26 protein-coding genes, 1 tRNA gene and 1 riboswitch are annotated in these 23,458 nt (G+C 26.6%); of the genes, 20 read left to right on the forward strand and 7 right to left on the reverse strand.

Going from position 1 to position 23,458, the window contains the following annotated elements; genetic code table 11:
* Positions 1 to 414 precede the first annotated feature (414 nt).
* From CLSA_RS02715 to CLSA_RS02760, 10 genes are all read left to right on the forward strand, one after another.
* Positions 415 to 825, forward strand: a complete 411-nt coding sequence (locus CLSA_RS02715) for a SoxR reducing system RseC family protein (RefSeq protein ID WP_022743859.1) — start codon at positions 415 to 417, stop codon at positions 823 to 825.
* Between the two features lie 145 nt (positions 826 to 970).
* Entirely contained in the window at positions 971 to 2,290 is a 1,320-nt protein-coding gene (gene rsxC / locus CLSA_RS02720; RefSeq protein ID WP_022743860.1) for an electron transport complex subunit RsxC, read from the forward strand.
* A gap of 15 nt (positions 2,291 to 2,305) precedes the next feature.
* Entirely contained in the window at positions 2,306 to 3,343 is a 1,038-nt protein-coding gene (locus tag CLSA_RS02725) for an RnfABCDGE type electron transport complex subunit D (protein ID WP_022743861.1), read from the forward strand.
* 4 nt (positions 3,344 to 3,347) lie between these two features.
* Positions 3,348 to 3,911 (forward strand): RnfABCDGE type electron transport complex subunit G, encoded by a 564-nt coding sequence (locus tag CLSA_RS02730; RefSeq protein ID WP_022743862.1) that lies wholly within the window; start codon positions 3,348 to 3,350, stop codon positions 3,909 to 3,911.
* 2 nt (positions 3,912 to 3,913) lie between these two features.
* Positions 3,914 to 4,540: an electron transport complex subunit RsxE gene (gene rsxE / locus CLSA_RS02735; RefSeq protein WP_022743863.1), complete on the forward strand. Its 627-nt coding sequence runs from the start codon at positions 3,914 to 3,916 to the stop codon at positions 4,538 to 4,540.
* Positions 4,540 to 5,115, forward strand: coding sequence for an electron transport complex protein RnfA (locus CLSA_RS02740; RefSeq protein ID WP_022743864.1), 576 nt, complete (start codon positions 4,540 to 4,542; stop codon positions 5,113 to 5,115). The genes rsxE and CLSA_RS02740 overlap by 1 nt, the downstream gene beginning before the upstream one ends.
* A gap of 18 nt (positions 5,116 to 5,133) precedes the next feature.
* On the forward strand, positions 5,134 to 5,943 hold the full coding sequence (gene rnfB / locus CLSA_RS02745) for an RnfABCDGE type electron transport complex subunit B (RefSeq protein WP_022743865.1): 810 nt from the start codon (positions 5,134 to 5,136) through the stop codon (positions 5,941 to 5,943).
* Positions 5,944 to 6,304: 361 nt separating this feature from the next.
* On the forward strand, positions 6,305 to 7,354 hold the full coding sequence (locus CLSA_RS02750; protein ID WP_022743866.1) for an FAD:protein FMN transferase: 1,050 nt from the start codon (positions 6,305 to 6,307) through the stop codon (positions 7,352 to 7,354).
* A gap of 146 nt (positions 7,355 to 7,500) precedes the next feature.
* A complete protein-coding gene (locus tag CLSA_RS02755) occupies positions 7,501 to 7,881 on the forward strand; it encodes a NusG domain II-containing protein (RefSeq protein WP_022743867.1) in 381 nt (126 codons plus the stop codon).
* A gap of 92 nt (positions 7,882 to 7,973) precedes the next feature.
* Positions 7,974 to 8,504, forward strand: coding sequence for a Gx transporter family protein (locus tag CLSA_RS02760; RefSeq protein ID WP_041716036.1), 531 nt, complete (start codon positions 7,974 to 7,976; stop codon positions 8,502 to 8,504).
* Positions 8,505 to 8,868: 364 nt separating this feature from the next.
* Here CLSA_RS02760 and CLSA_RS02765 read toward each other — a convergent pair whose 3' ends face one another.
* Together CLSA_RS02765 and CLSA_RS02770 are read right to left on the reverse strand one after the other, a co-directional pair.
* A complete protein-coding gene (locus CLSA_RS02765; RefSeq protein WP_022743869.1) occupies positions 8,869 to 9,516 on the reverse strand; it encodes a hypothetical protein in 648 nt (215 codons plus the stop codon).
* A 14-nt stretch (positions 9,517 to 9,530) separates the two neighbouring features.
* The gene (locus tag CLSA_RS02770) at positions 9,531 to 10,040 is read right to left on the reverse strand and encodes a flavodoxin family protein (protein WP_022743870.1); all 510 of its coding nucleotides are present in this window, start codon (positions 10,038 to 10,040) and stop codon (positions 9,531 to 9,533) included.
* 434 nt (positions 10,041 to 10,474) lie between these two features.
* On the opposite strand from CLSA_RS02770, the gene CLSA_RS02775 reads away from it, so the two are divergent.
* The 3 genes from CLSA_RS02775 (at position 10,475) to CLSA_RS02785 (ending at position 12,563) form a co-directional block, all read left to right on the forward strand.
* Positions 10,475 to 11,068, forward strand: a complete 594-nt coding sequence (locus CLSA_RS02775) for a TetR/AcrR family transcriptional regulator (protein WP_022743871.1) — start codon at positions 10,475 to 10,477, stop codon at positions 11,066 to 11,068.
* A 55-nt stretch (positions 11,069 to 11,123) separates the two neighbouring features.
* The gene (locus CLSA_RS02780) at positions 11,124 to 11,513 is read left to right on the forward strand and encodes a bacteriohemerythrin (protein ID WP_022743872.1); all 390 of its coding nucleotides are present in this window, start codon (positions 11,124 to 11,126) and stop codon (positions 11,511 to 11,513) included.
* A gap of 182 nt (positions 11,514 to 11,695) precedes the next feature.
* A riboswitch (FMN riboswitch) is annotated at positions 11,696 to 11,813 on the forward strand.
* 165 nt (positions 11,814 to 11,978) lie between these two features.
* The gene (locus CLSA_RS02785; protein WP_022743873.1) at positions 11,979 to 12,563 is read left to right on the forward strand and encodes an ECF transporter S component; all 585 of its coding nucleotides are present in this window, start codon (positions 11,979 to 11,981) and stop codon (positions 12,561 to 12,563) included.
* Positions 12,564 to 12,791: 228 nt separating this feature from the next.
* Here the strand turns inward: CLSA_RS02785 and rimI are convergent, their stop codons facing one another.
* The 3 genes from rimI to tsaE are packed head-to-tail and all read right to left on the reverse strand — an operon-like array spanning position 12,792 to position 14,393.
* Complete coding sequence (rimI, locus tag CLSA_RS02790; protein WP_022743874.1) at positions 12,792 to 13,235, reverse strand: ribosomal protein S18-alanine N-acetyltransferase; 444 nt, start codon at positions 13,233 to 13,235, stop codon at positions 12,792 to 12,794.
* Complete coding sequence (gene tsaB, locus CLSA_RS02795) at positions 13,219 to 13,935, reverse strand: tRNA (adenosine(37)-N6)-threonylcarbamoyltransferase complex dimerization subunit type 1 TsaB (protein ID WP_022743875.1); 717 nt, start codon at positions 13,933 to 13,935, stop codon at positions 13,219 to 13,221. Before tsaB ends, rimI begins: the two co-directional genes overlap by 17 nt.
* Positions 13,932 to 14,393, reverse strand: a complete 462-nt coding sequence (gene tsaE / locus CLSA_RS02800; protein WP_022743876.1) for a tRNA (adenosine(37)-N6)-threonylcarbamoyltransferase complex ATPase subunit type 1 TsaE — start codon at positions 14,391 to 14,393, stop codon at positions 13,932 to 13,934. The genes tsaB and tsaE overlap by 4 nt, the downstream gene beginning before the upstream one ends.
* A 612-nt stretch (positions 14,394 to 15,005) precedes the next feature.
* Between tsaE and CLSA_RS02805 the strand changes: the two genes are divergently transcribed.
* From CLSA_RS02805 to CLSA_RS02820, 4 genes are all read left to right on the forward strand, one after another.
* Positions 15,006 to 15,908, forward strand: a complete 903-nt coding sequence (locus CLSA_RS02805) for a metal ABC transporter substrate-binding protein (protein WP_022743877.1) — start codon at positions 15,006 to 15,008, stop codon at positions 15,906 to 15,908.
* A gap of 144 nt (positions 15,909 to 16,052) precedes the next feature.
* Positions 16,053 to 16,127, forward strand: a tRNA-Trp gene (locus CLSA_RS02810).
* 405 nt (positions 16,128 to 16,532) lie between these two features.
* A complete protein-coding gene (locus CLSA_RS02815) occupies positions 16,533 to 17,279 on the forward strand; it encodes a LytR/AlgR family response regulator transcription factor (RefSeq protein ID WP_022743878.1) in 747 nt (248 codons plus the stop codon).
* Entirely contained in the window at positions 17,273 to 18,523 is a 1,251-nt protein-coding gene (locus tag CLSA_RS02820; RefSeq protein WP_022743879.1) for an ATP-binding protein, read from the forward strand. The genes CLSA_RS02815 and CLSA_RS02820 overlap by 7 nt, the downstream gene beginning before the upstream one ends.
* Here CLSA_RS02820 and CLSA_RS22745 read toward each other — a convergent pair.
* The gene (locus CLSA_RS22745; protein WP_140395302.1) at positions 18,499 to 18,618 is read right to left on the reverse strand and encodes a cyclic lactone autoinducer peptide; all 120 of its coding nucleotides are present in this window, start codon (positions 18,616 to 18,618) and stop codon (positions 18,499 to 18,501) included. The genes CLSA_RS02820 and CLSA_RS22745 overlap by 25 nt on opposite strands.
* Positions 18,578 to 19,195 carry an accessory gene regulator B family protein gene (locus tag CLSA_RS02825; protein ID WP_335618166.1) on the reverse strand — a complete coding sequence of 206 codons (618 nt, stop codon included), beginning with the start codon at positions 19,193 to 19,195 and terminating at the stop codon, positions 18,578 to 18,580. Before CLSA_RS02825 ends, CLSA_RS22745 begins: the two co-directional genes overlap by 41 nt.
* A gap of 403 nt (positions 19,196 to 19,598) precedes the next feature.
* On the opposite strand from CLSA_RS02825, the gene CLSA_RS02830 reads away from it, so the two are divergent.
* The 3 genes from CLSA_RS02830 to CLSA_RS02840 all read left to right on the forward strand — a co-directional run bounded on the left by CLSA_RS02830 (position 19,599) and on the right by CLSA_RS02840 (position 23,451).
* Positions 19,599 to 20,345, forward strand: coding sequence for an alpha/beta fold hydrolase (locus CLSA_RS02830; RefSeq protein WP_022743881.1), 747 nt, complete (start codon positions 19,599 to 19,601; stop codon positions 20,343 to 20,345).
* 459 nt (positions 20,346 to 20,804) lie between these two features.
* A complete protein-coding gene (locus tag CLSA_RS02835; RefSeq protein WP_022743882.1) occupies positions 20,805 to 21,566 on the forward strand; it encodes an ABC transporter ATP-binding protein in 762 nt (253 codons plus the stop codon).
* Between the two features lie 16 nt (positions 21,567 to 21,582).
* Positions 21,583 to 23,451, forward strand: a complete 1,869-nt coding sequence (locus tag CLSA_RS02840; RefSeq protein ID WP_257788102.1) for an FtsX-like permease family protein — start codon at positions 21,583 to 21,585, stop codon at positions 23,449 to 23,451.
* Positions 23,452 to 23,458 lie beyond the last annotated feature (7 nt).

Consider the following 23,458-nt stretch of genomic DNA (forward strand, 5'->3'; position numbering starts at 1 on the left):
AAGTGTATTTACATTATAAAAATTAATTTGCATAGCAATGAAATAAAAATGGTTAAACAAAAATGAATAATAGGGAATTAACTTAACTAAAAAATTAAAATTGCAATATATATTTAATGGAAATTATTAAGAATATATTAAATTAATTTTAATTATTATGAAATTTATTCTTTAAAACAATACAACAAGAGTTTATAATAAGATTAAAAATACAAAATATAGTTTTAAAGTAATAAATTAACATATGGATAAAAACTTGGCAATGATACCTAGTTAAATAAAGTTTAATTAATTTAATAAATGATTGGAGAGGTGATTAGACATGTTATATATCTTTAGTGGATAAAATATTAATTTTAAGCAAATTTAATTATTTTCACGTGCCTAAAAACAATTTTAAGGAGTTTGATAAAAATGAAAACAGAACAAGGCCTAGTAATTGAGGTGAGTGATAATGTGGCTAAAATTAAAGTAGGCAGGCATAATGATTGTAAAAATTGTGGTGCGTGTCCGGGAAATGACAGTATTGTTATAACTGCTACTAATAAGATAGGGGCAAAACCAGGACAGCGAGTAGCCTTTGAAGTAAAAGAAAGTAATTTTTTAATGGCTACATTTGTTGTTTTTGTTTTGCCTATAATTGCTTTGTTTATTGGTGTATTACTTGGAGGAGTAGTTAGTAAATATATTGGATCAAATATTCGTATATCTCAAATAATAGGCGGAATAATTATGTTCGTGTTGTCATTGATTTTTGTAAAGTCGTTTGATAAGACTGCTAGTGCAAATAATAAATCTCAGCCAGTAATTGTTCGTATTTTATAATGAGATATTAAATATCTAGACTAATAATGAAAGAAATATCTTGATTAAAAAATCTCTCCTAATCATTAAATTATATAGCTAAAAGCATTTATAGAGATTTTTATAATATAAATAGTTTTTTAATAAGCTTGTGAGGTGATTGTAAATGTTAAAAAGTTTTCTTGGAGGAATTCATCCTAATGATAGTAAAAAGTATACATTTGATAAGGCAATTGAATCTCCATCATTACCAGACGAGGTAGTTATTCCGGTAAGTCAACATATTGGAGCTCCTTGTACACCTATAGTTAAGGTTGGTGATAGTGTTAAGAAAGGGCAAGTCATAGCTAATAGTGATGCATTTATGCATAGTCCAATACATGCATCAATCTCAGGTAAAGTAACTAAGATTGCAGATATGCCACATGCATCTAAGGGAAGCTGCTTATCAATTGTTATTAAAAATGATGGTTTAGACGAATGGATTGAAGGAATTCCATTGAATCGTGAATGGGACAAGTTAAATGCTGAAGAAATCCGAAATATTATTAAGGATGCAGGTATAGTCGGAATGGGAGGTGCTACATTTCCGACACATATTAAATTAAATCCAAGTAAAGATAAAAAGATTGATGTTTGTATTGTGAATGCAGCTGAATGTGAACCATATTTAACGGCGGATTATAGGATGATGCTTGAATATGCTGATCGTATAGTTACTGGAGTCAAAATAATTATGAAAGTACTTGGAGTTACTAAGGTGTTTATAGGAATAGAAGATAATAAAATGGATGCCGTAAAAGTAATGAAAGATGCTTTTAAGGATACGTCAGTTGAAGTAGTGCCTTTACCTACAAAGTATCCACAAGGTGCAGAAAAGATGCTTATAAAAGTACTTACTGGCCGTGAAGTTCCAACAGGTGGATTGCCAATGGATGTTGGTGTTGTAGTGCAAAATATTGGAACTACAGTAGCAATTTCTGATGCTGTTGTTAATGGGATTCCATTGATACAAAGAATTACAACAGTTTCTGGAGATGCAATTAAGGAACCTAAGAATTTATTACTAAGAATAGGAACTAGCTTTAAGTATGCAATAAATTATTGTGGTGGATTTAGTAAAGATCCTGAAAAAATAATTATGGGTGGACCTATGATGGGATTTGCTCAATCTACATTAGATGTACCTGTAATTAAGGGTGTATCTGGAATATTGGCGTTAAGCTCTGATGTTGTAAATTCAGGAGAAGAATCTCCATGTATTAGATGTGGTAGATGTGTTAAAGCATGTCCTATGGGACTGATACCGAGTATGTTAAGCATATTAGGACAGCGTCATAAATATAAAGAAGCTAAAGAAAATTACAACTTATTTAATTGCATAGAATGTGGAAGCTGCGTTTATTCTTGTCCTGCAAAACGTAATATTGTGCAATATATAAAATATTCAAAAGCTCAAAATTTAGCACACGCAGCAAATAAGTAGGGAAGAAGGGATAAAATGAGTTCAGAAGTTAAAGTGCAGGAAGGCAGTTTACAAGAAATTAAAGCAAAGGAAATTGGAATAGAAGAGAATCAATTTACAGTTTCAGCATCGCCACATATACGATGTGATGAGTCTATTTCAAAGATAATGTGGAATGTAAATTTGGCATTAGCTCCAGCGGCTATTTTTTCTATATGCTATTTTGGATTTCCAGCATTAATTAATATGGTTACAGGAGCTGTTTCAGCAGTTTTATTTGAATATCTAGTAGAAAAGTTTCGTAAAAAGAAAATCACAGCATTTGATGGAAGTGCATTTTTAACTGGATTGTTGTTAGCTATGTCTGTTTCACCAAGTTTGCCACCTTATATGATGATAGTAGGTTCATTTATAGCAATTGTAATTGCTAAACATTCTATGGGTGGACTTGGATTTAATATTTTCAATCCTGCTCATATTGGAAGAGCTGCATTAATGGTATCATGGCCAGTTGCAATGACTAGCTGGACTAAAATGACAACATCTGTTGATGTAGTTAGCAGCGCAACACCATTAAATATATTAAAGCAACAAGGGTATAGTAAATTGGTTGAGACATTTGGAAGTCAAGCAGCAATGTATAAGGCTATGTTTTTGGGAACACGAAATGGATGCATTGGAGAAACTTGTACTATATTACTTGTACTTGGAGGAATATACCTTATATATAGGGGATATGTTAATTGGCAGATTCCTGTTTGTATGATAGCAACAGTAGGAATACTTACATGGGTTTTTGCGCCTACAGGACTTTTCACTGGTGATCCATTATTTAATATGATGGCTGGTGGTTTGATTTTAGGAGCATTTTTCATGGCAACAGATATGGTAACTATTCCGATTACTATAAAAGGACAAATAATTTTTGCAGTAGGAGCAGGTGCAATAACTTCTTTAATTAGATTAGTAGGTGGATATCCAGAAGGCGTTTGTTATTCAATTTTATTAATGAATGCAGTAACACCACTAATAGATCGTTTTGTAAAACCAAAAGAATTTGGAGCAAGGGGGTAATAAGATGGAAGGTGCACACGTTAATAAAGAATATTCAATTTTTCAGATAGCAATAAATTTGATAATAACTTGTTTAGTTTCTGGATTAATAATAGGACTAGTGTATTATTTTACAGCTCCAATTGCCGCTGAAAAAAAAGAGGTATCTAAACAAGAATCTATGAGATCATTAGTCAGTGATGCAGATAACTTTAAAGCAGTACCAGATAAGGACCAATGGTTTACAGCTGAAAAAGACGGGAAAATAATAGCCTATGTAGTTCCGGGTGAAAGTAAAGGATATGGTGGAGAAATTAAGATGCTTGTAGCGGTTAAACCAGATGGAGAGGTAATTGATTATAGCATAACAACAAGTAATGAGACACCAGGACTTGGAGATAATGCATCAAAGCAACCATTTAAAGATGAATTTAAAGGGAAAAAGGAAGCTAATTTAACAGTGACAAAAGATGCTTCTGACAAAGACGATATTCAAGCTATGACAGGGGCAACTATTTCATCTAGAGCTGTAACACTAGCTGTTAAAAATGCTGTACATGAAGTGACAGATTTTACAGGAGGTAAATAAATATGAAGGAAAAGTGGAAAATTTTTAGCAAAGGTTTATATGATGAAAACCCAATATTTATGTTATGTTTAAGTCTTTGTCCCGCATTAGCTGTTACATCATCAGTAATTAATGGACTAACTATGGGCTTGTGCGTAACATTTGTTATAACATGCAATAATGTAGTAGTTTCACTTACAAGAAAATTTGTAAATCCAAAAGTTAGGGTACCAGTTTATATTACATTTATAGCAACTATAGTAACTGTTGTAGAACTTGTATTGCAGGCAATTTCACCAACGTTATATAGTGCTCTTGGAATCTATTTGGATTTAGTAGTTGTTTTCGCGATAATACTTGCAAGAGCTGAAGTATTTGCATCTAAAAATAAAGTGTTTCCTTCATTTCTAGATGGTTTTGGTATGGGATGTGGTTTTACATTAGCTATGCTTTCTATATCAATAATAAGAGAATTTTTCGGAAGTGGATCAATTTGTGGTTTTAGAATATTAGGAACATGGTATAACGCACCTTTGATTATGATTTTACCAGCTGGTGCGTTTATCTTAATTGGTTATATGATAGGTGCAATTAAGCTTCATAATGCGAATAGAGAAGCAAAAAAAGTAGAAGAAGGAAGTGAAGCATAATGAAAGAATATTTCACACTGTTTATAGGTGCATTACTTGTAAATAATTTCGTTTTAACAAAGTTTTTAGGTCTTTGTATATTTTTTGGAGTTTCTAAAAGCTTAAATGCTTCAATAGGAATGGGCATGGCTGTTACTTCAGTTATAACTCTTAGTTCGATGTTAGCGTGGATAGTATACCATTTTGTACTATTACCATTTAATTTAACGTTCCTAACAACAATTGTTTTCGTTATACTTATAGCAAGTTTTGTACAGCTATTAGAGTTGATTATAAAGAAACAAGCACCGACGTTATATAGGATGTGGGGAATTTATCTTCTTTTAATAGCAACAAACTGTATAGTATTATCAGTTCCATTATTAAATGTTCAATCAAATTATTCGTTTGTTAAAAGCATAGTCTTTTCAATAGGCTCTGGTATGGGATTTGCACTTGCATTAATACTCATGGCAAGTTTAAGAGAAAAGCTGGTGTATGCAGATGTACCAAAGCCACTAGAAGGAACAGGAATTGCTTTTATATTAGCAGGTATGTTAGCATTAGCATTCTTGGGATTTTCAGGAATGATATAAAGGAGATGAATAGAGATTATGTTTACTGTAATAATGGTTTTAGCAGTAATGGTTGGAATTGGGATTGTTTTTGGATTCATTCTTGCTATTGCAAATAAAAAGTTTTCAGTGGAAGTAAATCCACTTATTCATGAGGTAGAGGATGTTCTTCCTAAGGGACAATGTGGTGCATGTGGTTATGCAGGATGTGCAGGTTATGCAGAAGCAGTAGTGCTAAATAAAGAAGTACCACCAAATCTATGTGTACCTGGAAAGGATGCTGTTGCTAAATTAGTAGCAGAAATTACAGGTAAAAGTGCTGAAAAAGTAGAACCAAGAATAGCTCATATTAAATGTAAAGGAGCTATTGGAAAAGCAAAGCTAAGTTATAATTACAAGGGTATAGAGGATTGTGCAGCAGCAACTTTACTTCAAGGTGGACCTAAAGGATGTAAACATGGGTGCGTAGGATTTGGAACTTGTGTTAATAGCTGCCCATTTGGAGCATTGTCAATGGGAGAGGATGGATTACCTAAAGTTGATGCAAAAAAATGTACAGGCTGCGGAACTTGTGAAACAGCTTGCCCTAAGAATGTCATAGAAGTTATGCCAGTAAATTCGATTGTAAAAGTTAATTGTAATTCTAAAGATAAGGGAGCTATCGCTAGAAAACTTTGTAGTGCAGAAACATGTTTAGGATGTGGAATTTGTGCAAAAAATTGTACTTATGGTGCTATTAAGATTGAAAATAATCTTGCAGTAGTAGATTCTAAAATATGTGTTGAAAAATGTAAAGAACCAACATGTTTAGCTAAATGTCCAACATCAGCAATTAAAATTGCTAACTAATTAAAGGATATTTAAATTATGAAATCATATATAGGGTTTAACAATGAGAATTTAACTTATATTATTTTTTTGAATGTACCTTAGATTATTGATAGTTTATATTTTGAGTTTTCATTGGGGAATCCTATGGGTGATTTCACATTAATAATCGGAATTGTATTAAGGCACAATTAAAGAATAATATCAGTATGTGTGATTAGTTAGCATCATACTACAATTCTATTAATACGTGTGCTATTAGCAGGATTTACTTGTTTGTCTCACGCAAAATATTGGTGGAATATTTTGAACCGTTATTTTTTGATGTGTCTAAAAATGTTTTTTTGAAATATTTTCGATAAAAATAGATTGGAGTAATCATATGAAGAAAAATATATGTGCAATACTAGTTTTTATTTCAATTGTTTTAAATTTTACTTCTTGTGATAGTAGTAGAAATAAATATTATGAAAAAAGTAATATAGTTATGGATACGGTAGTCACATTAAGTGCTTATGGAGAAAATTCTAAAGAAGCAGTTGAGGAAAGTTTTAAAAAGCTAGATGAAATTAATGAAATGGCAAGTACTAATATTGATACTAGCGATATTTATAAAATAAATAATTCATCAGGAGAAAGTTATGTACAGGTTCATCCTGAAATTATGAAGATGATAGAAACTTCAATAAAATATTCAAAGTTAAGTGATGGAGCATTTGATATTACTTTAGGTCCTATAATTGATTTATGGGGGATTGGAACAGATAATGAAAGAGTACCTTCTGATGAAGAAATAAAAGCTAAGTTACCATTAGTTGGATGTGATAAAATTAGCATTAATGAAGAAGAAAGTAGTGTTATGCTTCAAAAAAAAGGTATGGCTTTAGATTTAGGTGGTATTGCTAAAGGATTTGCAGCTGATGAAGTCTTAAAAATTTATAAGAAATATAATATTGAAAATGGTCTTATTAATTTAGGATCAAGCTCTATTTACGCTGTTGGAAAAAATAAAGATAACAATAAATGGTCTGTTGGAATTAAACATCCTAGAAGTGAAGATTCTAAGAACTATCTTGGCATAATTAAATTAAGTAATGAAGCATTATCTACATCAGGTGATTATGAGAGATATTTTATAAAAGATAATAAAAGATATCATCATATAATAAATCCTAAGACTGGATATCCAGCAGATAATGGTGTTATGAGCGATACAATGGTAATAGATAACGATGATGAAGATAAAAATATGTTAGCAGATTTATTAACTACAACAGTATTTATATTAGGACCTGAAAAAGGATTAAATCTTATAAAAACTTTACCTAATGTATCTTGTGAAATTACAACATCAGATTATAAAATTTATACATCAGATGACTTTAAAGATAGAATTACAGATTTAAATAAAGAATTTGAATTTGCAAACTAGTAAAGTAAAATATATATGATTTTGATATAGATAAATAATTTAAGAATTAGACTTATAACTAGAATGTATGGAATTTCGGTTAGTGATCACATAACTCTAGATTATAGTTTGGATATCTATAAAGATTAATTTTAAGAGGAACTATTATGTTTAAAAAGTGGGATATAATTATTATAATTTTTTTAATATGTTTATCATTTATTCCAGAGATTATTTTTGGAGTAGCAATGGGTAAAAATTATAATGGAACTTATGCAGAAATAACTTTAGATGGCAAGCTTTATAAAAAGATACTTTTATCAGAGCATAGGGGAAAAGAAGAATTTGATATAAAAACAAAATATGGATATAACGAAGTTGAAATTAATGATCAATCTATTGGAATACTTGATGCAGATTGTCCAGATAAAATTTGTGTCCACTCTGGATTTATATCAGAACCTGGACAAATTTCAGTTTGTCTTCCTCATAAATTAATGATTGAAATTAAAAGCAGCAACAATGAAAAAAATCTTGATGTTTCATAAATATATTTGGAATTAATTTAGATATATTTGCTGTTATGTATACTTTTAACAATATTTATATCGATAGAGATAACGGTGAAATGGAGGTTAAAATGAAAAAAACATTTCGAATAGTTTTTATAGGTCTTTTAGTTTCTCAAGCTTTGGCACTTTATACAATTGAAAGTATGATTCCAGTACCTTTCATTGCTCCTGGTGCCAAACTTGGATTAACAAATTTAATTACTGTCATAGCTTTATACATATTAAATAACAAAAAGGATGTTTTTCTAATAATATTATTGCGGTTATTGTTATCAACTATATTCAATGGAAGCTTATCTACATTTATGTATGGTGCTGCAGGTGCAATTCTCAGTTATTATGTAATGATATTTGTTAAAAAATTTGGAAAAGATAGAGTGAGCATAGTAGGAGTAAGCTGTTCTGGAGCGGTATTTCACAATATTGGTCAATTAGTAGTAGCTTCAGCTATAGTTCAAAATATAGCTGTTATGCTCTATTTACCTATATTATCGATAGCAGGAATTGGTACAGGAATTTTTATTGGAGTGACTGCAAATTTTGTAGTTAAACATTTATCTAAGTTACCATATTTTAAAAGTCTGAATTTAGACTTATGAGGTGACTAAACGAAAGTAAGGGTACTCTGTTGCTCGATTGCTATAGAACATAGCTATGGATTTCTAACAGTAAGAGTTGCTCAATTCCTGCATGTTCCCCAGACAAGCAAGAATTGAACAACTTTTACTGAAGAAATACCTATAGCCATATTCTAAATGCAATGCTCGCAAAAGAGTACCCTTGCTTTCTGGTTTGGAATGTATTTCAAAGTTTAAAGCTAATTTATAATTTGTTGTATAAAATAGACTTTTTCGCATCCTTCTATAGATATCTAATTTAAGATTTAGACTTATAATTAGAATGTGTTCCCATACTAGAAATTACATAAGTTTAAGTTATTTATCTATAATTTAAGATATAAAATCAATAGATTTGTTTATAAAGATCTTTAACTTTTAGATTATTTTTCTTAGCCATGGATTTCCAACCATGATTGCCTGCAAGTTTAAATATAAGTTTAGACATTTTTGCATTAGTAAATATATTATTTATTGAATTATTAGAATTATCTTCAATATCATTTTTTAAAGTTAAGAAAGCGTTATAAACAGGTTTTTTCATACGAGAGTTTAAAGGAATGTTTTTAGAGCCTTTAAGAAATTCACCGCCACCTATACCAAGACCAAATCGCCAGTTAAAATTTATTCTCTTAGAATAATTTTTTAAAATATCAAGAGCTATTTTATTTTGAATGCCTTCTAAGAATCCACAATTAACAAGTCCATACATATCAATATTTGGAGTGTTTTTGTCTTTAAGAAAATCTTCAAATGTAGCAAGAAAATTTAACATTGTGCTTGGAAAACAATCTGCATATAAAGGGGAAATGAAAATAACTTTATCATATAATAAAAGCTCATTTAACGAATTCTCATTGTTAACAAGATTGCTTATATAGTATTCTTTTGATTTAACATTAGTACTTAATAATTTAGTTAATTCGTTTATAAGATAACTAGAAGTACCTTTTCCTTTTCTTGGACTTCCATTTATAATACATAAATTAATCATAGAATAAACCCTCCCTACAAATTTTTAAGTATTTTTTTAGATTCGGATATATCTTTAATTATATAAACTTCATAGTCTGGAATACATAAATTAATAGCATTTCTTCTAACTAAATCTTTAAAAGTTTCTTCTTCATCAAAAGTAATATTTTTATTATATCCTATTACAATAAATTTAAGGTCTTTTTTATAACGAGGAAGATGATGAAGCTCACCATTAACTGTTTGAAAAAAAGGCAATAAAATGCCTATTGATCTATCAATTACATTTTTTACGTAAGAAGTATAGCAGCCATATTTTATTTCAGTTAGAATTACAAAAGTATCACCTTCTAAAATATATTTTGGCATTTCTGTATAGGAATCTTCGATAATGCATCTACCTGGTGTCTTGAGCCAACAATTAAAACATCCTAAGCAACCATTAATATTATCTATCTCTTTTGAAAGTACTCTTGAATTAGGAGGTAACACAGATGTAAGTTCTTTTGAATCGTCAACATTTAAATCATGAATTAATAACATAGAAAGTCTCCTTTTTATTCACAGAAATATATACAAACTAACAAGTATATATTTGTTGAAATTTTATATTTATTTGTAATTTTTATATTAGGGTAATTTTAAGTTATATTTATTAATAAATATATGTTTACACTGTCAACTTAATGATAGAGTAGCACTTAAAGTTTACACTGTCAACATGTTATGATATTATATAGATTACAAATTTAATTTTTCATTAAAATCAAGTTTCTATTACTAAATTATTTTTGAATTATACATATGTTGCAATATGATTTGTGAATTGATTTATTTATACAGTACATAGTTTTAATGTAGATTTCAATTTTCAATATATATGTTAAAAATATTATAGATAATATAAAAAAAGTATTAATAATATATTTTGAATTTTAGTAAATTTATATATAAAATTTAGGAAAGAGGTTTTACGTATGCAGGTCGATAAGTATCATCACGGAGATTTAAAAGAAAGTCTAATAAAGATGGGACTAAAGTTATTTAATGAAGAAGGGGCAGAAAAATTTTCAATAAGAAAAGTCGCCGCAATGTGCAACGTAAGTCATTCAGCTCCATATAAACATTTTAAAAATAAAGAAGAACTGATTAATGCAATATCTGAATATGTATTTTATAACTTTAAAAACTCACTAAATGAAATCGTGGAGAAGTATAAGGATAATCCAGGTGAAAGAATTATACAATTGGGAAAAAAATATGTTGCTTTTATGGTAGAAAATCCAGATTATTTGAAATTTGCGTTTTTAACAAATTCAGAGTATAAAATAACTATAGAAAAAAATACACTAAAAAGTGAAGAGTGTGGAACGTTTAAAGTATTTGAAAATTGTGCTTTTGAATTTTTACAAAGTGTAAATGTTAAAGAAGAAAAATATGCACAAGACATAATTGCCATGTGGTCGATGGTACATGGGCTTGCTACGATGTTGTCAAATAAGACATTTACATATAAAGGAGATTATCTTAGTTTGGTTGAAAATATATTAAGAAATAATCTTAGATTTTAAATTGTGGAGCTAAAATGTAAAATTGATTTAAATTTATATAAAGGAGATTATTATTATGTATAATATGAAAGAAGAATATAAAATTGGATTAGATCATATTGATAAGCAGCATGAAAAGCTTTTTGAGTTGGCTAACAAAGCATATATGTTATTAAAAGATGAATTTGCTGTTGATAAATATGATAAAATAGTAGAAATAATAAATGAATTAAAGGAGTACACTATTTTTCATTTTAAATCAGAAGAAGAATATATGGAAAGTATAAATTATAAGGGATTATTTAGTCAAAAACTACAACATGAAAAATTTATTAATGTTCTTCAAGAATTAGATTTCAAGCAGATTGATGAAAATCAAGATGAAAGTTTGATAAAAGTGTTAGATTTTTTAAATGATTGGTTATCTGATCACATATTAATAAGTGATAAATTTATAGGAAAATAAGGAACAATCAAAAAAATAATAGTCTATTTTTTGCATTATAATCATATTTATTTAATAGATTACCATTAGGTAAACATATTATTTTCTTATTTGATTGTAAAAATATATTATAGACTAATTTATTTTGTTATAGATGTTGTTGTAATATGATTAATTAAGAGATATAATAAAATTAATAAAAAATATATCTTCAGGGCAGGGTTAAAATCCCTACCGGCGGTATAGCCCGCGAGCTTTAATTTAAGCAGATTCGGTGTAATTCCGAAGCCGACAGTATAGTCTGGATGAAAGAAGGTAACCTATTAGTATTTAAGAGTTTAGTTATTCTTATTTATTTGAATGTATGCCCTGATGTATTTAACATCAGGGTTTAATTTTTTTGTTAATGAATTTAAAATAAGATTATTTTCAAAGGCTAAATACTAATAAGCTACACCAGGAGATAACTTTTGGGAGGCAAAGAAAATGAATGAAAAAACAAGTAAACTAGTAAAAATTTCTTTATTATCGGCTATAGCACTTATACTTAGGTATATAGAATTTCCAGTATTACCACTATTCCCATGGCTGCAAATGGATCTAAGTGATGTACCAGCAATGTTAGGGACATTTGGTTTTGGACCAATAGTAGGAATAATAATTGAACTATTGAAAAATGTTTTAATATTAGGAATAAAGGGAACAAGCACTGCTTTTGTTGGAGAAGTTGCAAACTTTTTATTTGGAGTAGCACTATTAGTACCAGCAGGACTTGTATATCATAAGAAGAAAAGTAAGAAAACTGCTATTATAGGCATGATATTAGGTGGTATTTTCATGGAGGTAGTAGCTATTATAGTAAATGCATATTTCTTATTACCTGCTTATGGAATGAATATGGACAGTGCTCAACTTATGCAATATATTACTTTAGGACTATTACCTTTTAATGGAATAAAGTCTGTTATAGTATCAGTAGTAACATATGTATTGTATAAAAAAATATCTGTGTCAATATTTAAAGTTGAACCTAATTTTGGTGGTTCTAAAAATAGTGCAAAAACTATGTAAGTAGATTCTGCAACCAAGATAAGGACAGAGTTAGCAATCATAGAAAAGTAAAAATATAGTTTAAGAATTAAATTAAAAAATACATATAAATTGCAAAGAGATTTATATAGAATCTAAGCAATTTATATGTATTTTATTTTTTATTAAACTTATGCATATATATCTAAATAAGTGATATTTTTTAGTTGCTTAATCGCTTTACTATAAGTTTAAATGTTATTAAGAATTTTAACTTTCTCTTAGCCACATTAATATGGCATCTTCTTTATTGTCTTCATAATATCCTTTTCTAACTCCATCTTTTTTAAAACCATGTTTAAGATAAAGCTTTTGAGCATTTTCATTGCTAGCTCTTACCTCAAGAGTATAAGCAATACATCCCTTAGACTTACAGTATGTTAGCAATTCATCTAATAATTTAGAAGCAATTCCTTGCGTTCTATAGTTAGGGTGAACAGCTATATTTGTTATATGAGATTCGTCTAATATAATCCAAGTACCAACAAATCCTACTACTATATCATCACATCTTGCAACAAAGTAATGTGCTATTGGATTATTTAATTCTTGAATATAGGATTCCTTGCTCCAAGGAAGAGAAAAACTTAAGGAACTGATATCTAAAACTCCATCAATATCTTCCTCTTCCATTAAATCAACAGTTACATTCATTTCTTAATTGCATCCTTTGTTCATATTCTCTCTCAGCTTGTGGCTTCTTTAAATAGAATGGAGTGGAGTTAGGATCATCAAATTGACCATCTCTTAGCAATTTACTACCTATTTCACCTAGAGATGATGCACGAACTAAATTTAAGTGATTTGGAGGGAAGTAACAATTTGGACAATTTTCAATTAGATAATCTTTGTATTTATCTAATCCATCTCCAATAAATATTACTTTTTCTCCTTTAGACTTAATTATTTCTACAAGTTCATCCATATCAAGTGCAGAATAATCCATAAGTTTTTCAAGTGAACCATTGCAACTCTTATATAATGAAGTATAAACGCTATTTCTTAGAGCATCCATTATTGGACAGATAAGTCCATCAAAATTAGCAACGCTAAATGCTAAAGCGTCTAAGCTGGATAGGCTAACATAAGGTTTACCGCTTCCAAAGCTAAGTCCTTTTACTGTTGCCATTCCTATTCTAAGTCCAGTAAAGGAACCAGGCCCCTTAGAAACAACATAGCCATCAATATCATCAATAGTTAAATTATTAAATTTTAATAAATCTTCAATTATAGTCATTAATATAACAGAATGTTCTTTTTTATCATTCAAAGTAATTTCGCCAAGTAATTTATCATCTTTCATTAAAGCTACAGTTGCAACTTTAGAAGAGGAATCTACAGCTAATACAATCATATTGTCAGCTCCTTTATATAATTATATCTTTCTCCATAAGGAGTTAATATTATTTTTCTGTAATCTTCACCTTTAGCAAGATCTTTTTCTATATATATATGAAGTAAATCTTTAGGTAGAATTTCTTCTATATAATTTGCCCATTCTATAACAGATACAGCATCTGAAAATATGTAATCATCAAATCCAATAGCATAAACTTCATCAGGATCACTTACTCTATAAACATCGAAGTGATTTAATTTTAAACGTCCACTATCATATTCATTTACAATAGTAAAAGTTGGACTTGTAATAGTCTCATCTATACCTAAGCCTTTTGCTATTCCTTTTGTAATGTGGGTTTTACCAGTGCCTAAATCTCCAGTTAAACAGATTATATCACCAGCATTTAATAACTTTCCTAATTTTATTCCTAATTGAGTAGTTTCAGCTACACTATTAATTTCAAATTTCATGGAATACCTCCTTCAAACTTTTAAAGAGAATGAATGTAAGATAATTTTAGGCACATTTTGATTGTACCTTATATAAAATTTCTCATTCTTTTATTTTATATCAAATTTTCATAAAAGCAAATTAATAAATGTTATTATTGATTTATTTATCAAAGCTAGATAGAAATCTATAGTCCAGTTGTATAACAACCCAAAAAAAGAATAAAGAATAAAGTTTATTTCAGTAAGTTGTATGATAAATCTAAAATTGGGATTTATTTATCTATAACAACTTTACGAAATAGAATTTATGATGATTTTTAGAATATTCAATTGCAGTTTAAAGCTACATAAAATTGTAATAAATTTATATATATTTATTTGTAATTAGTTGGTATAATAGATGTAAATGCATATTAGAATTAAAATGATAGATAATTAATTTACATGAATGTTGACTTAAATTGATTTTTTCGATAAAATTTGGATGCACATAAAGTGAATTAATAAATAGTATAAGGTTAAAATAAGTATATAAATGAACGTGACAGATAAATAATAAATGTAAGATTGATTAACGTGAAAATAAAGTTTTTATGAAAAGTAATCTGATTTTTTCGGGGGTGACTTATTTTGAAGAAGATTACATTTGCTATGGTATTAATAACTATAGTATTGTCTTTAGGAATGAGTGTATTTTCAAGTCCTTTGCTAGCAAATACTGAGAATAAAAGTAATGCTGAAATGAGAGATAAATATTTAAATATAATGACTGTGAATAAGCCGCAATATGATATGGTAAAGAAAATTATAAAGGACAAGCACAACGTTCAATATATGTTTACTGATGAAAAGGAAATCAGTGAATTTAAATATAATGCAAGTGTTTTGGAAAACGTATCAAATATGGATTTATTTATATATTCTGGAGCTACTTTTGAACCTTGGGCTAATTCATTTATTAGTGAATTGACAAAAGGAAATCTAGGAATAATTAATTTATCCAGAGGAGTAAGACTTTTAAATTATGATGAAGGTGCAACTAAGGAAAATCCTTATTACTTTGAGGGTATAGACGAATATAAAATAGCGTTATGCAATGTAAAGGCAGCTATTGAAGATAGAGATCCTAAAAATAGAGATTTTTATGAAAAGAATTATAATATTGCAATTAAAGAATTTAATGATAAATTAAAATCTTATGATGATAAGATAAAATCGCTTAGTGACTATACATTTATAACATTAAATCATGATTTTGATTATTTGACTAAATCCTTGAACTTAAATATTAAAGAACTTAATAATCATGAACTGGGTGAATTTATAAAAAGCAATAATTTAGATCCTAAAAAAGTTATTGTTATAGTAGATGGAGAACAAGATCCAAAAATAAATTTGTCTGGATATAATACAATAAAGTTATGGAAATATTATGGAGATTGGTCTTTTGATGACTTGATTTTATATAACATAGATGAATTAGCAAAATGGGCAAAACCAGCAGATAAGAGTTCAACTGGAAGCGTGGCATAATAATTGTTAATTATAATATGTATTAAAAATTAAATTATATGTAATAATAATATATAGGTTATAAGATTCAACAAGTTTTTTAAAAAAAATAAAAAAACTTGTTGATTTATTTAAAATTATATTATATAATCGTTTATGTCGTGAAGGGGTATGGCTCAACGGTAGAGTAGTGGTCTCCAAAACCATTGGTTCTGGGTTCAAATCCTAGTGCCCCTGCCATAATTGTCGTAGCACAGTGTGTTACGGCTTTTTTTTATTTAAAAAAACTAGTTATTTATTAAATTGGTTTATACATATATTCTTCAGAATCGATCATAGCCATATACTAGTCAATACTATTTTGTGATCAGCAATAAGGGGCAAACTTTTTTGAGAAAAGAGAAAGTTTGCCTTTTTTGTGTTTTAGCAAAATAAATAATTTTAGAAGATAAATAATATTTGAATTAAAAAACATATAGCTATATGAAATAACTAATAGTTAATTTTTAAAGTGAAGATAATGAAAAATACGTAGAAATAAGTATGTAAATAATAAAAGTAATAAAAATAATAACTCTTTTTTTCAATTAAATTGTATAATATGTAATAATATTGTATTATAGAAATAGATGGGAGTGATGTTTTTTGTATTCTGTTATTTTAGTAGAAGATAATATTGAGGAAAGAAATATTTTAAAAAAAATGCTTCTTTCAATATCTGAATTTATAAAAATATATGAGGCCGATAGTGAAGCAACAGCTTTAAATATAATTCAAAATAATGACATTAATATGTTTTTAATAGACATTAACCTAAAACAATCTTCAGGATTAGATCTTGCGATGAAAATTAGAAGTATATCTAAATATGAATTTAGGCAAATCATTTTTCTAACAACTCATATGGCATATATTACACAAGCATTTAAGAAAACACATTGCTATGATTACATATTAAAACCATATGATCATAAAGAGGTACAAGTTATGTTAAATAAGCTTATACTTAATGAGAGCAGTTATAAAGATAAAGTAGAAGAGAAAGAATTAGTTATAACTTTGAAAAGTGGTATATATGTAGGAATTAAAATAAGGGAGATTATTTTTATAGAGGTTATAGGTAAGAATTGTGAAGTAAATACTATTAATGGTTTGTATATTGCTAATAATATGAGTCTAAAGAAGATTATGAAATTAATTGATTGTGACGATATTATCCAAAGTCATAGATCTTTTGCGGTAAATAAGGATTACATATCTAAAATAGAAAAGATTGATATTAAATTAAGTGCGGTGTATTTTAATAATTCTTCTAAAACTGCACTTTTAGGATATAAATTTAAGAATAATGTAATAGATGAATTCAAAAAAGGAAAAGTGATATTATGCTAGGCAATTTTATTATGGATGCTTTAGATACAACAATTGTATTTTGTTTATGGAAAACAATAAATAATAAAAGTAAAGTTAATGTATTTAAACAGTTGTTAGCTATACTTATTATTGCTAGTTTAGTTGCAGCAATTGAACAATTAAAACTTAATTTTATATTAATATATATAGTGTATATTACAGTATTAAAAATTATATATAACTCAAATTTAATAGAATGTGTATTAATATATTTTTTTATAATGCTTGTAGATATGGCTCTGCAACTAACATTTACAATAATTATTAGACCATTTATTACGAACTATACACTTAAAGGAATTGTTATAGAAGTAATAATATTAGTTATTTCCATTATTTTTTTAAAGCTAAATAAAAATAGGAAAATTACATTTGAAAAAATAAATAATAATATTTTGGTTTATTTAGCTTCAACTTGTATTATATATACTATGTTATTTAAAATTATTTGGGAATATGATTCTAATATAATTTTAAATAACATGTTTATTGTAGCAGTTATTTGGATTATACTGATATTTTGTCAAACGTTAACATATTTTCATATTATTGAAATAACAAAAGAAACAGAAAAGTTAAAAATATCTAATGAATATAATGTTGCTATAAATGAAATAGTTCAAGAAATAAAACAAAGACAACATGATTTCGTTAATTATAAAAATACAATAAAAGGTATGATGGAAGTTTTAGATGAAAAAGAACTGAGGGAAGCAATTTATAATTATATGAAAGATGAGGATGAATATGATTATAAGATAAATGAACTTATATATATTGATAATGCAGTTATTAAATCTATATTATATAGAAATATGTGTAAAGCTAAAAAATATAATGTTAATCTGCAATATAAAATAGAAAATAATGTTTTGGATGATATATTGAGTTATCAGGAATTGTCTAATATATTAAATAATTTATTGAATAATGCTTTTGACGAGGTAATAAAAGAAGAATGTATTAATAAAAATATTAAATTAGAAATTGTTAATAGAAATAAAGAATCTCATTTAATAATTAAAAATCAAATAGCTAATGTTAATGATCTTAATTTAAATGAGATGTTTGAAAGAGGTTTTTCAACTAAAAATATAGGTACCAGAGGTTATGGGTTATATAATGTAAAAAAAATAATTAATTTACATAAAGGTTTTATAAAGGTAAATATAGAATCCGGAAAAATTAAATTTGATTTTTATTTTAATAATTCTTCAGGATAATCTGGTTCACCATACATACCACCACAACTTGATTTTGATACTAGATTAAATAAATTAAGTAGTATGGCTGAAAAAATATTTATAGATTTTTGCATTTCGAACAACTCCTTTTATATTAACGATAATTAATTGAATGATTTGTATTAATATACTTAAAAATATACAATTATATATTTTAGAATCTGATAGTTTAAAAAATAATATAGACCAAAATGTAAGCGATATTAAAGATAATATCTTTAATGTCGTTTTATTTTTTATTGGTCTTTTTTCATTTTTACAAGGAGCATAAGTTAATGTAATAATGAATGATATTATAAAAAAAACTATATAAAAATTAATATTTAATTGTATAGCTGATTTACTAAATAGTAATATTGATAAAAAGTAAATTGTACTTACAATTAAACATGAAGTATAAGTTTTACAATGAATACCTCCCCCTAATGTTCTTGTTGAAATTAAAATAACAAAAATCAAGAAAAAAAGTGGTATTTCATTAAAAAACAAAAATATTATGAATATAAGTGATAATTTACTTATATCTCCTAAAATCACTTCTAAAGTATACTGCATTTTTAGTAAATCTGTTTTTGTTAAAGAACTATTATTTTTTTTTAAATGTTTACATATTAAAGTTGAAAAACTTTTTATCATTTTAACCTCTTTCATAATATTTTATATTGTATAAAAATACTATATATTAAAACAAAATTCAATAGAAATGACATAAAACGCAAAAATATAGGAATAAAAAGAAATAATAAGTTAATAAAGATAGTCATTAAGATTATATTTGCCATATAAACTATCAAAATTAATTTAGAAAAGTACTAGAGCTGTCTATAATATAAAAATGAACATTCAAAAAATAATCTAAATAATTTAATTTTGTAGTTCGTGCTATAATATACGTGAAATGTAAATATATATAAAACACAAGTTATGAGAGAGGCGGTATTGTAATGGGAATTTTTAATGGACTTTAATAGTCTATGTGTAAGAGTGAGTATTAAATCTCCAGTATAGACTATACAGAAAATTTATAATGTTTATTATTACTGGGAGGTAAGAAATGTCTTATTTTAAATATCAAAATTTTGATATTTATTACAAAGTATATGGTGAAGGAAAACCTTTAGTTATCATACATGGGGATACAGCTTCTTCAAAAATGTTTATACCAGAATTAAAATTCTATTCTAAAAATTTCAAGGTGATTTTGCTAGATTTAGTAGGACAGGGAAAATCTAAAAGAGTAGATGAATTACCTTTAAATTATTGGCATTTTAATGCAATGGTAGTTATTGGGTTATGCAAATATATAGGTGTTAACAATGTTAATTTATTAGGTACAAGCGGTGGTGCTATTGTTGCGTTAAATGCAGCATTAGAGAATTCAAACTTATTCAATAAAATAATTATAGATAGCTTTATGGGAGAAAATTTACCTTATGAGTTTGCTGAAAAAATTTTAGTTGATAGAAAAATAGCAAAAAATAAGTTAAGCTCAAAGTTATTTTGGTTTATGATGCATGGTTTTGATTGGAAATATGTTATTGATCAAAATACAAATTTAATTATGAACTTTGCAAGAGAAAAAGGTGATTTTTTCGAGTGTAATCTTAATAATATAAAAAATGATATATTAATTACAGGAAGTTTGAAGGATGATTTAATACCTAATATTGAAAATATATTAAAAAACATTAATTCGAAAATAGAAAATTCTAAATTAGTTATTTTTAAGTATGGAAATCATCCAGCTATGTTTAGCAATAAAAAAGAATTTAGAAATTTAGTGTTGAATTTTTTGATGTAAATTATTCATTTAAAACTACTCATTTATTAAACTAGAAGATTTAGTGATAAAGTCATATCTAGTTTTAGCTTCTATAACGCTTATGATTGCTTTAGTAAAATCATAGATAATTAAATTATATGTACAAAATTGCGTTGAAATAAATATTTAGTGATATATTTATAATTAAATTAAATGATAAAATATACTTTTTATTCTTAATTATACATGGTGAAAAATGTATTTACTTAATTTAGAAAAAGTGTAACTATATAATTACAAGTATAGTTACACTTTTTCTAAATTATAATAAGAAGTTATAGGTAGGGTAAATGTTTATTACAATATTATCGATTGATTATTAAAGTTATAGCAATGTAATTTAATAAAAAGGATAGATGTTATTATATAAATTTTTATATCTAATAATTTTTTAAATGTAATTCTATTATTGTAACATATATAGAAAAGGGAGGAATTATGTTAGTCTTAAAAGTAAAAAAATTAAAAAAAACTTATAAAAATAATACAAATAAAACTAATGCACTTAATGGTATTGATTTTACAGTAGGACAAGGTGAATTTGTTGGTATAATGGGACCATCAGGGAGTGGTAAAACTACTTTATTAAATGTACTTAGTGGAATATCAAAACCGACAGCTGGGGAAATTGAAATTTTAGGACAAAGTGTAAAAGATATGTCTAAGCATGAAATGACATTATTTAGACGTAAGCATTTGGGATTTGTATTTCAAGATTTTAATTTATTAGATAGTTTAACGCTAGAAGAAAATATTATGTTGCCATTAAGCTTGGAATCATATGAATCAGAGGAAAGGTATAAAAAAGTAAATAAAGTTATGACTATGTTTAATATAGTTAATGTTAAACATAAATATCCTTATTTGGTTTCAGGTGGGCAGCAACAAAGAGCAGCTATTGGTAGAGCTATAATTAATAAACCTGATATTATATTTGCGGATGAGCCAACTGGTAATTTAGATTGGAAGTCTTCCAATATTGTAATGAATTATTTTGAAAGATTGAATCTAGAAAATAAAAATACAATATTAGTTGTAACGCATGATCCATTTACTGCGAGCTATTGTAAAAGAATAATTTTTATTAAGGATGGATTAATTCATTCAGAGATTACTAACAATGATAATGATAAGCAAATATTTTTTGATAAAATATTAGAAAATCTCAATAATATTGGAGATGAAAAAGATGACCTTTAAGGAACTTTCAATAAGAATGTTTAAATCAAATATAAGAAGGTATACACTTTATTTTGCATGTAGTGGATTTATTACTATGGTGCTTTTTTTATACTTAACTTTGTATACAAATAAAGATTTTAACAATCCCTATAAAGTAGATAGTTCGATTTCAGGAAATCTCTTTGCCCCTACATTAGTTCTATTTATATTTGCCACTTGTTTCATAATTTATGCACATAATTATTTTATTAAATTTAGAAAAAAGGATTTTGCGCTCTTTATGATAATAGGGATGACTGAAAATGATATAAGAAAAATTATATTATTAGAAAATATAATAATTGCTATTATATCTGTTTTAGTTGGACTTTTTTTAGGAACATGTTTGTCAAAGGTATTTTATTTTGTTGTATCTCAATTAGCAAATTTGAAAATAGATTTTTCAATAAATTTAAAGAGTTATTTATATACAATAGTATTTTTAAGTTTGGTAAATTTAATAATGATATTAAAAAGTTGTATATTTATTCCACTTTATCAAATTATAAATTTATTAAAGGCTCAACATAAAGCTGATAACAATTTTTCTGGAAATCCTTTCTTTGGAGTTTTGGGCGTGATTTTTATGTTAATTCCATATATTCGCGTGTTTGATAATAGATTTTCATTTTCATTTTTTGCAGTTATATTAATAAATTTAATTGGATTATATTTGTTAATTTCTAATTTACATTGGTTTATTAAAAAATTCTTTAAATCAAACTCTTTTGATAATTTAATCTGGATAAATAATTTAAAATATTCAATAGGAAATTCTAAAAAAATTATTTTTTCAATAACTGCACTTATTGCTTCGATACTTTATTTTATAAGTTTTAGTTATTCAGCTAATGAATCCATTAACAACAATATTATAATACAAAACCCATATGATTTAGCTTATGCAGAAATATATGGAAAAAATGAAATATCGGAGGATACATTAAATAACACACTTAAAAGTAATGATGTAAAGGTAGAATCAATAAATAGCTTAGAAATTGTTGTACAAGGGTCTACAGTAATGATATCAGATAAATCATTAAATAATTTACTTGGAAGCAATTTTAATGTAGAAAGGGGCAAGTATATTTGTTTACTTCAAATAAATAGAAATGATGGTTATGTTCATAATGAACAAGAAATTGAAAATTATACCATAAATAATACAACATATATTTTACAAGAAAAATTAGAAAAAATATTATTTAATAAGATTCCAATATTAAATAATTCACATTATTTAATATTTAATCAGGATGACTATAAAGAAATAAAATCTTCAGTAAAATCAAAATATATAGGAAATGTTAAGTTCATAAATTTTAATGATTGGACTAAAACTGAAACTGTAGTGAATAATTTAACGGATGAATTAGAAAATTACAACAAAATAAATACAAAACAATTTTTTGGCAGTACCAATGATGACAGAAGACAATTTAAGCCAGTTTCAAAAATTATTGATTACAAATTATTAAAAGAATCTAGTCAATTTTTAACCTTTTTATTATGCTTTGTATTTATTTTATTTTTTATTTCTTCAAATTTAATAATACATTTTAAGCTTTTAACTGAATTTGATAACGAAAAAATTAAATACGAAAAACTTAATAAAATAGGGGTTTTAGAAAAAGAAATTTCATCAAATATTTCAAAAGAGTTAAGCATAATTTTTTTACTCCCATGCATTTTAGGTACGTACCTAGGAACTTATTGTATATACTCAAAGATAGCTTCAATTGGAATTAGCAATTTACATGAAATACGATATGCATTGATTACAGGTGTTGCTTATACAGTATTAGAATTAATATTTTATTTGTTTTATAAAAAGCATTATATAAATTTGTTGTTAAAATGACAGAAGA

The organism is Clostridium saccharobutylicum DSM 13864, assembly GCF_000473995.1.
GTDB classification, from domain to species: Bacteria; Bacillota; Clostridia; order Clostridiales; family Clostridiaceae; genus Clostridium; species Clostridium saccharobutylicum.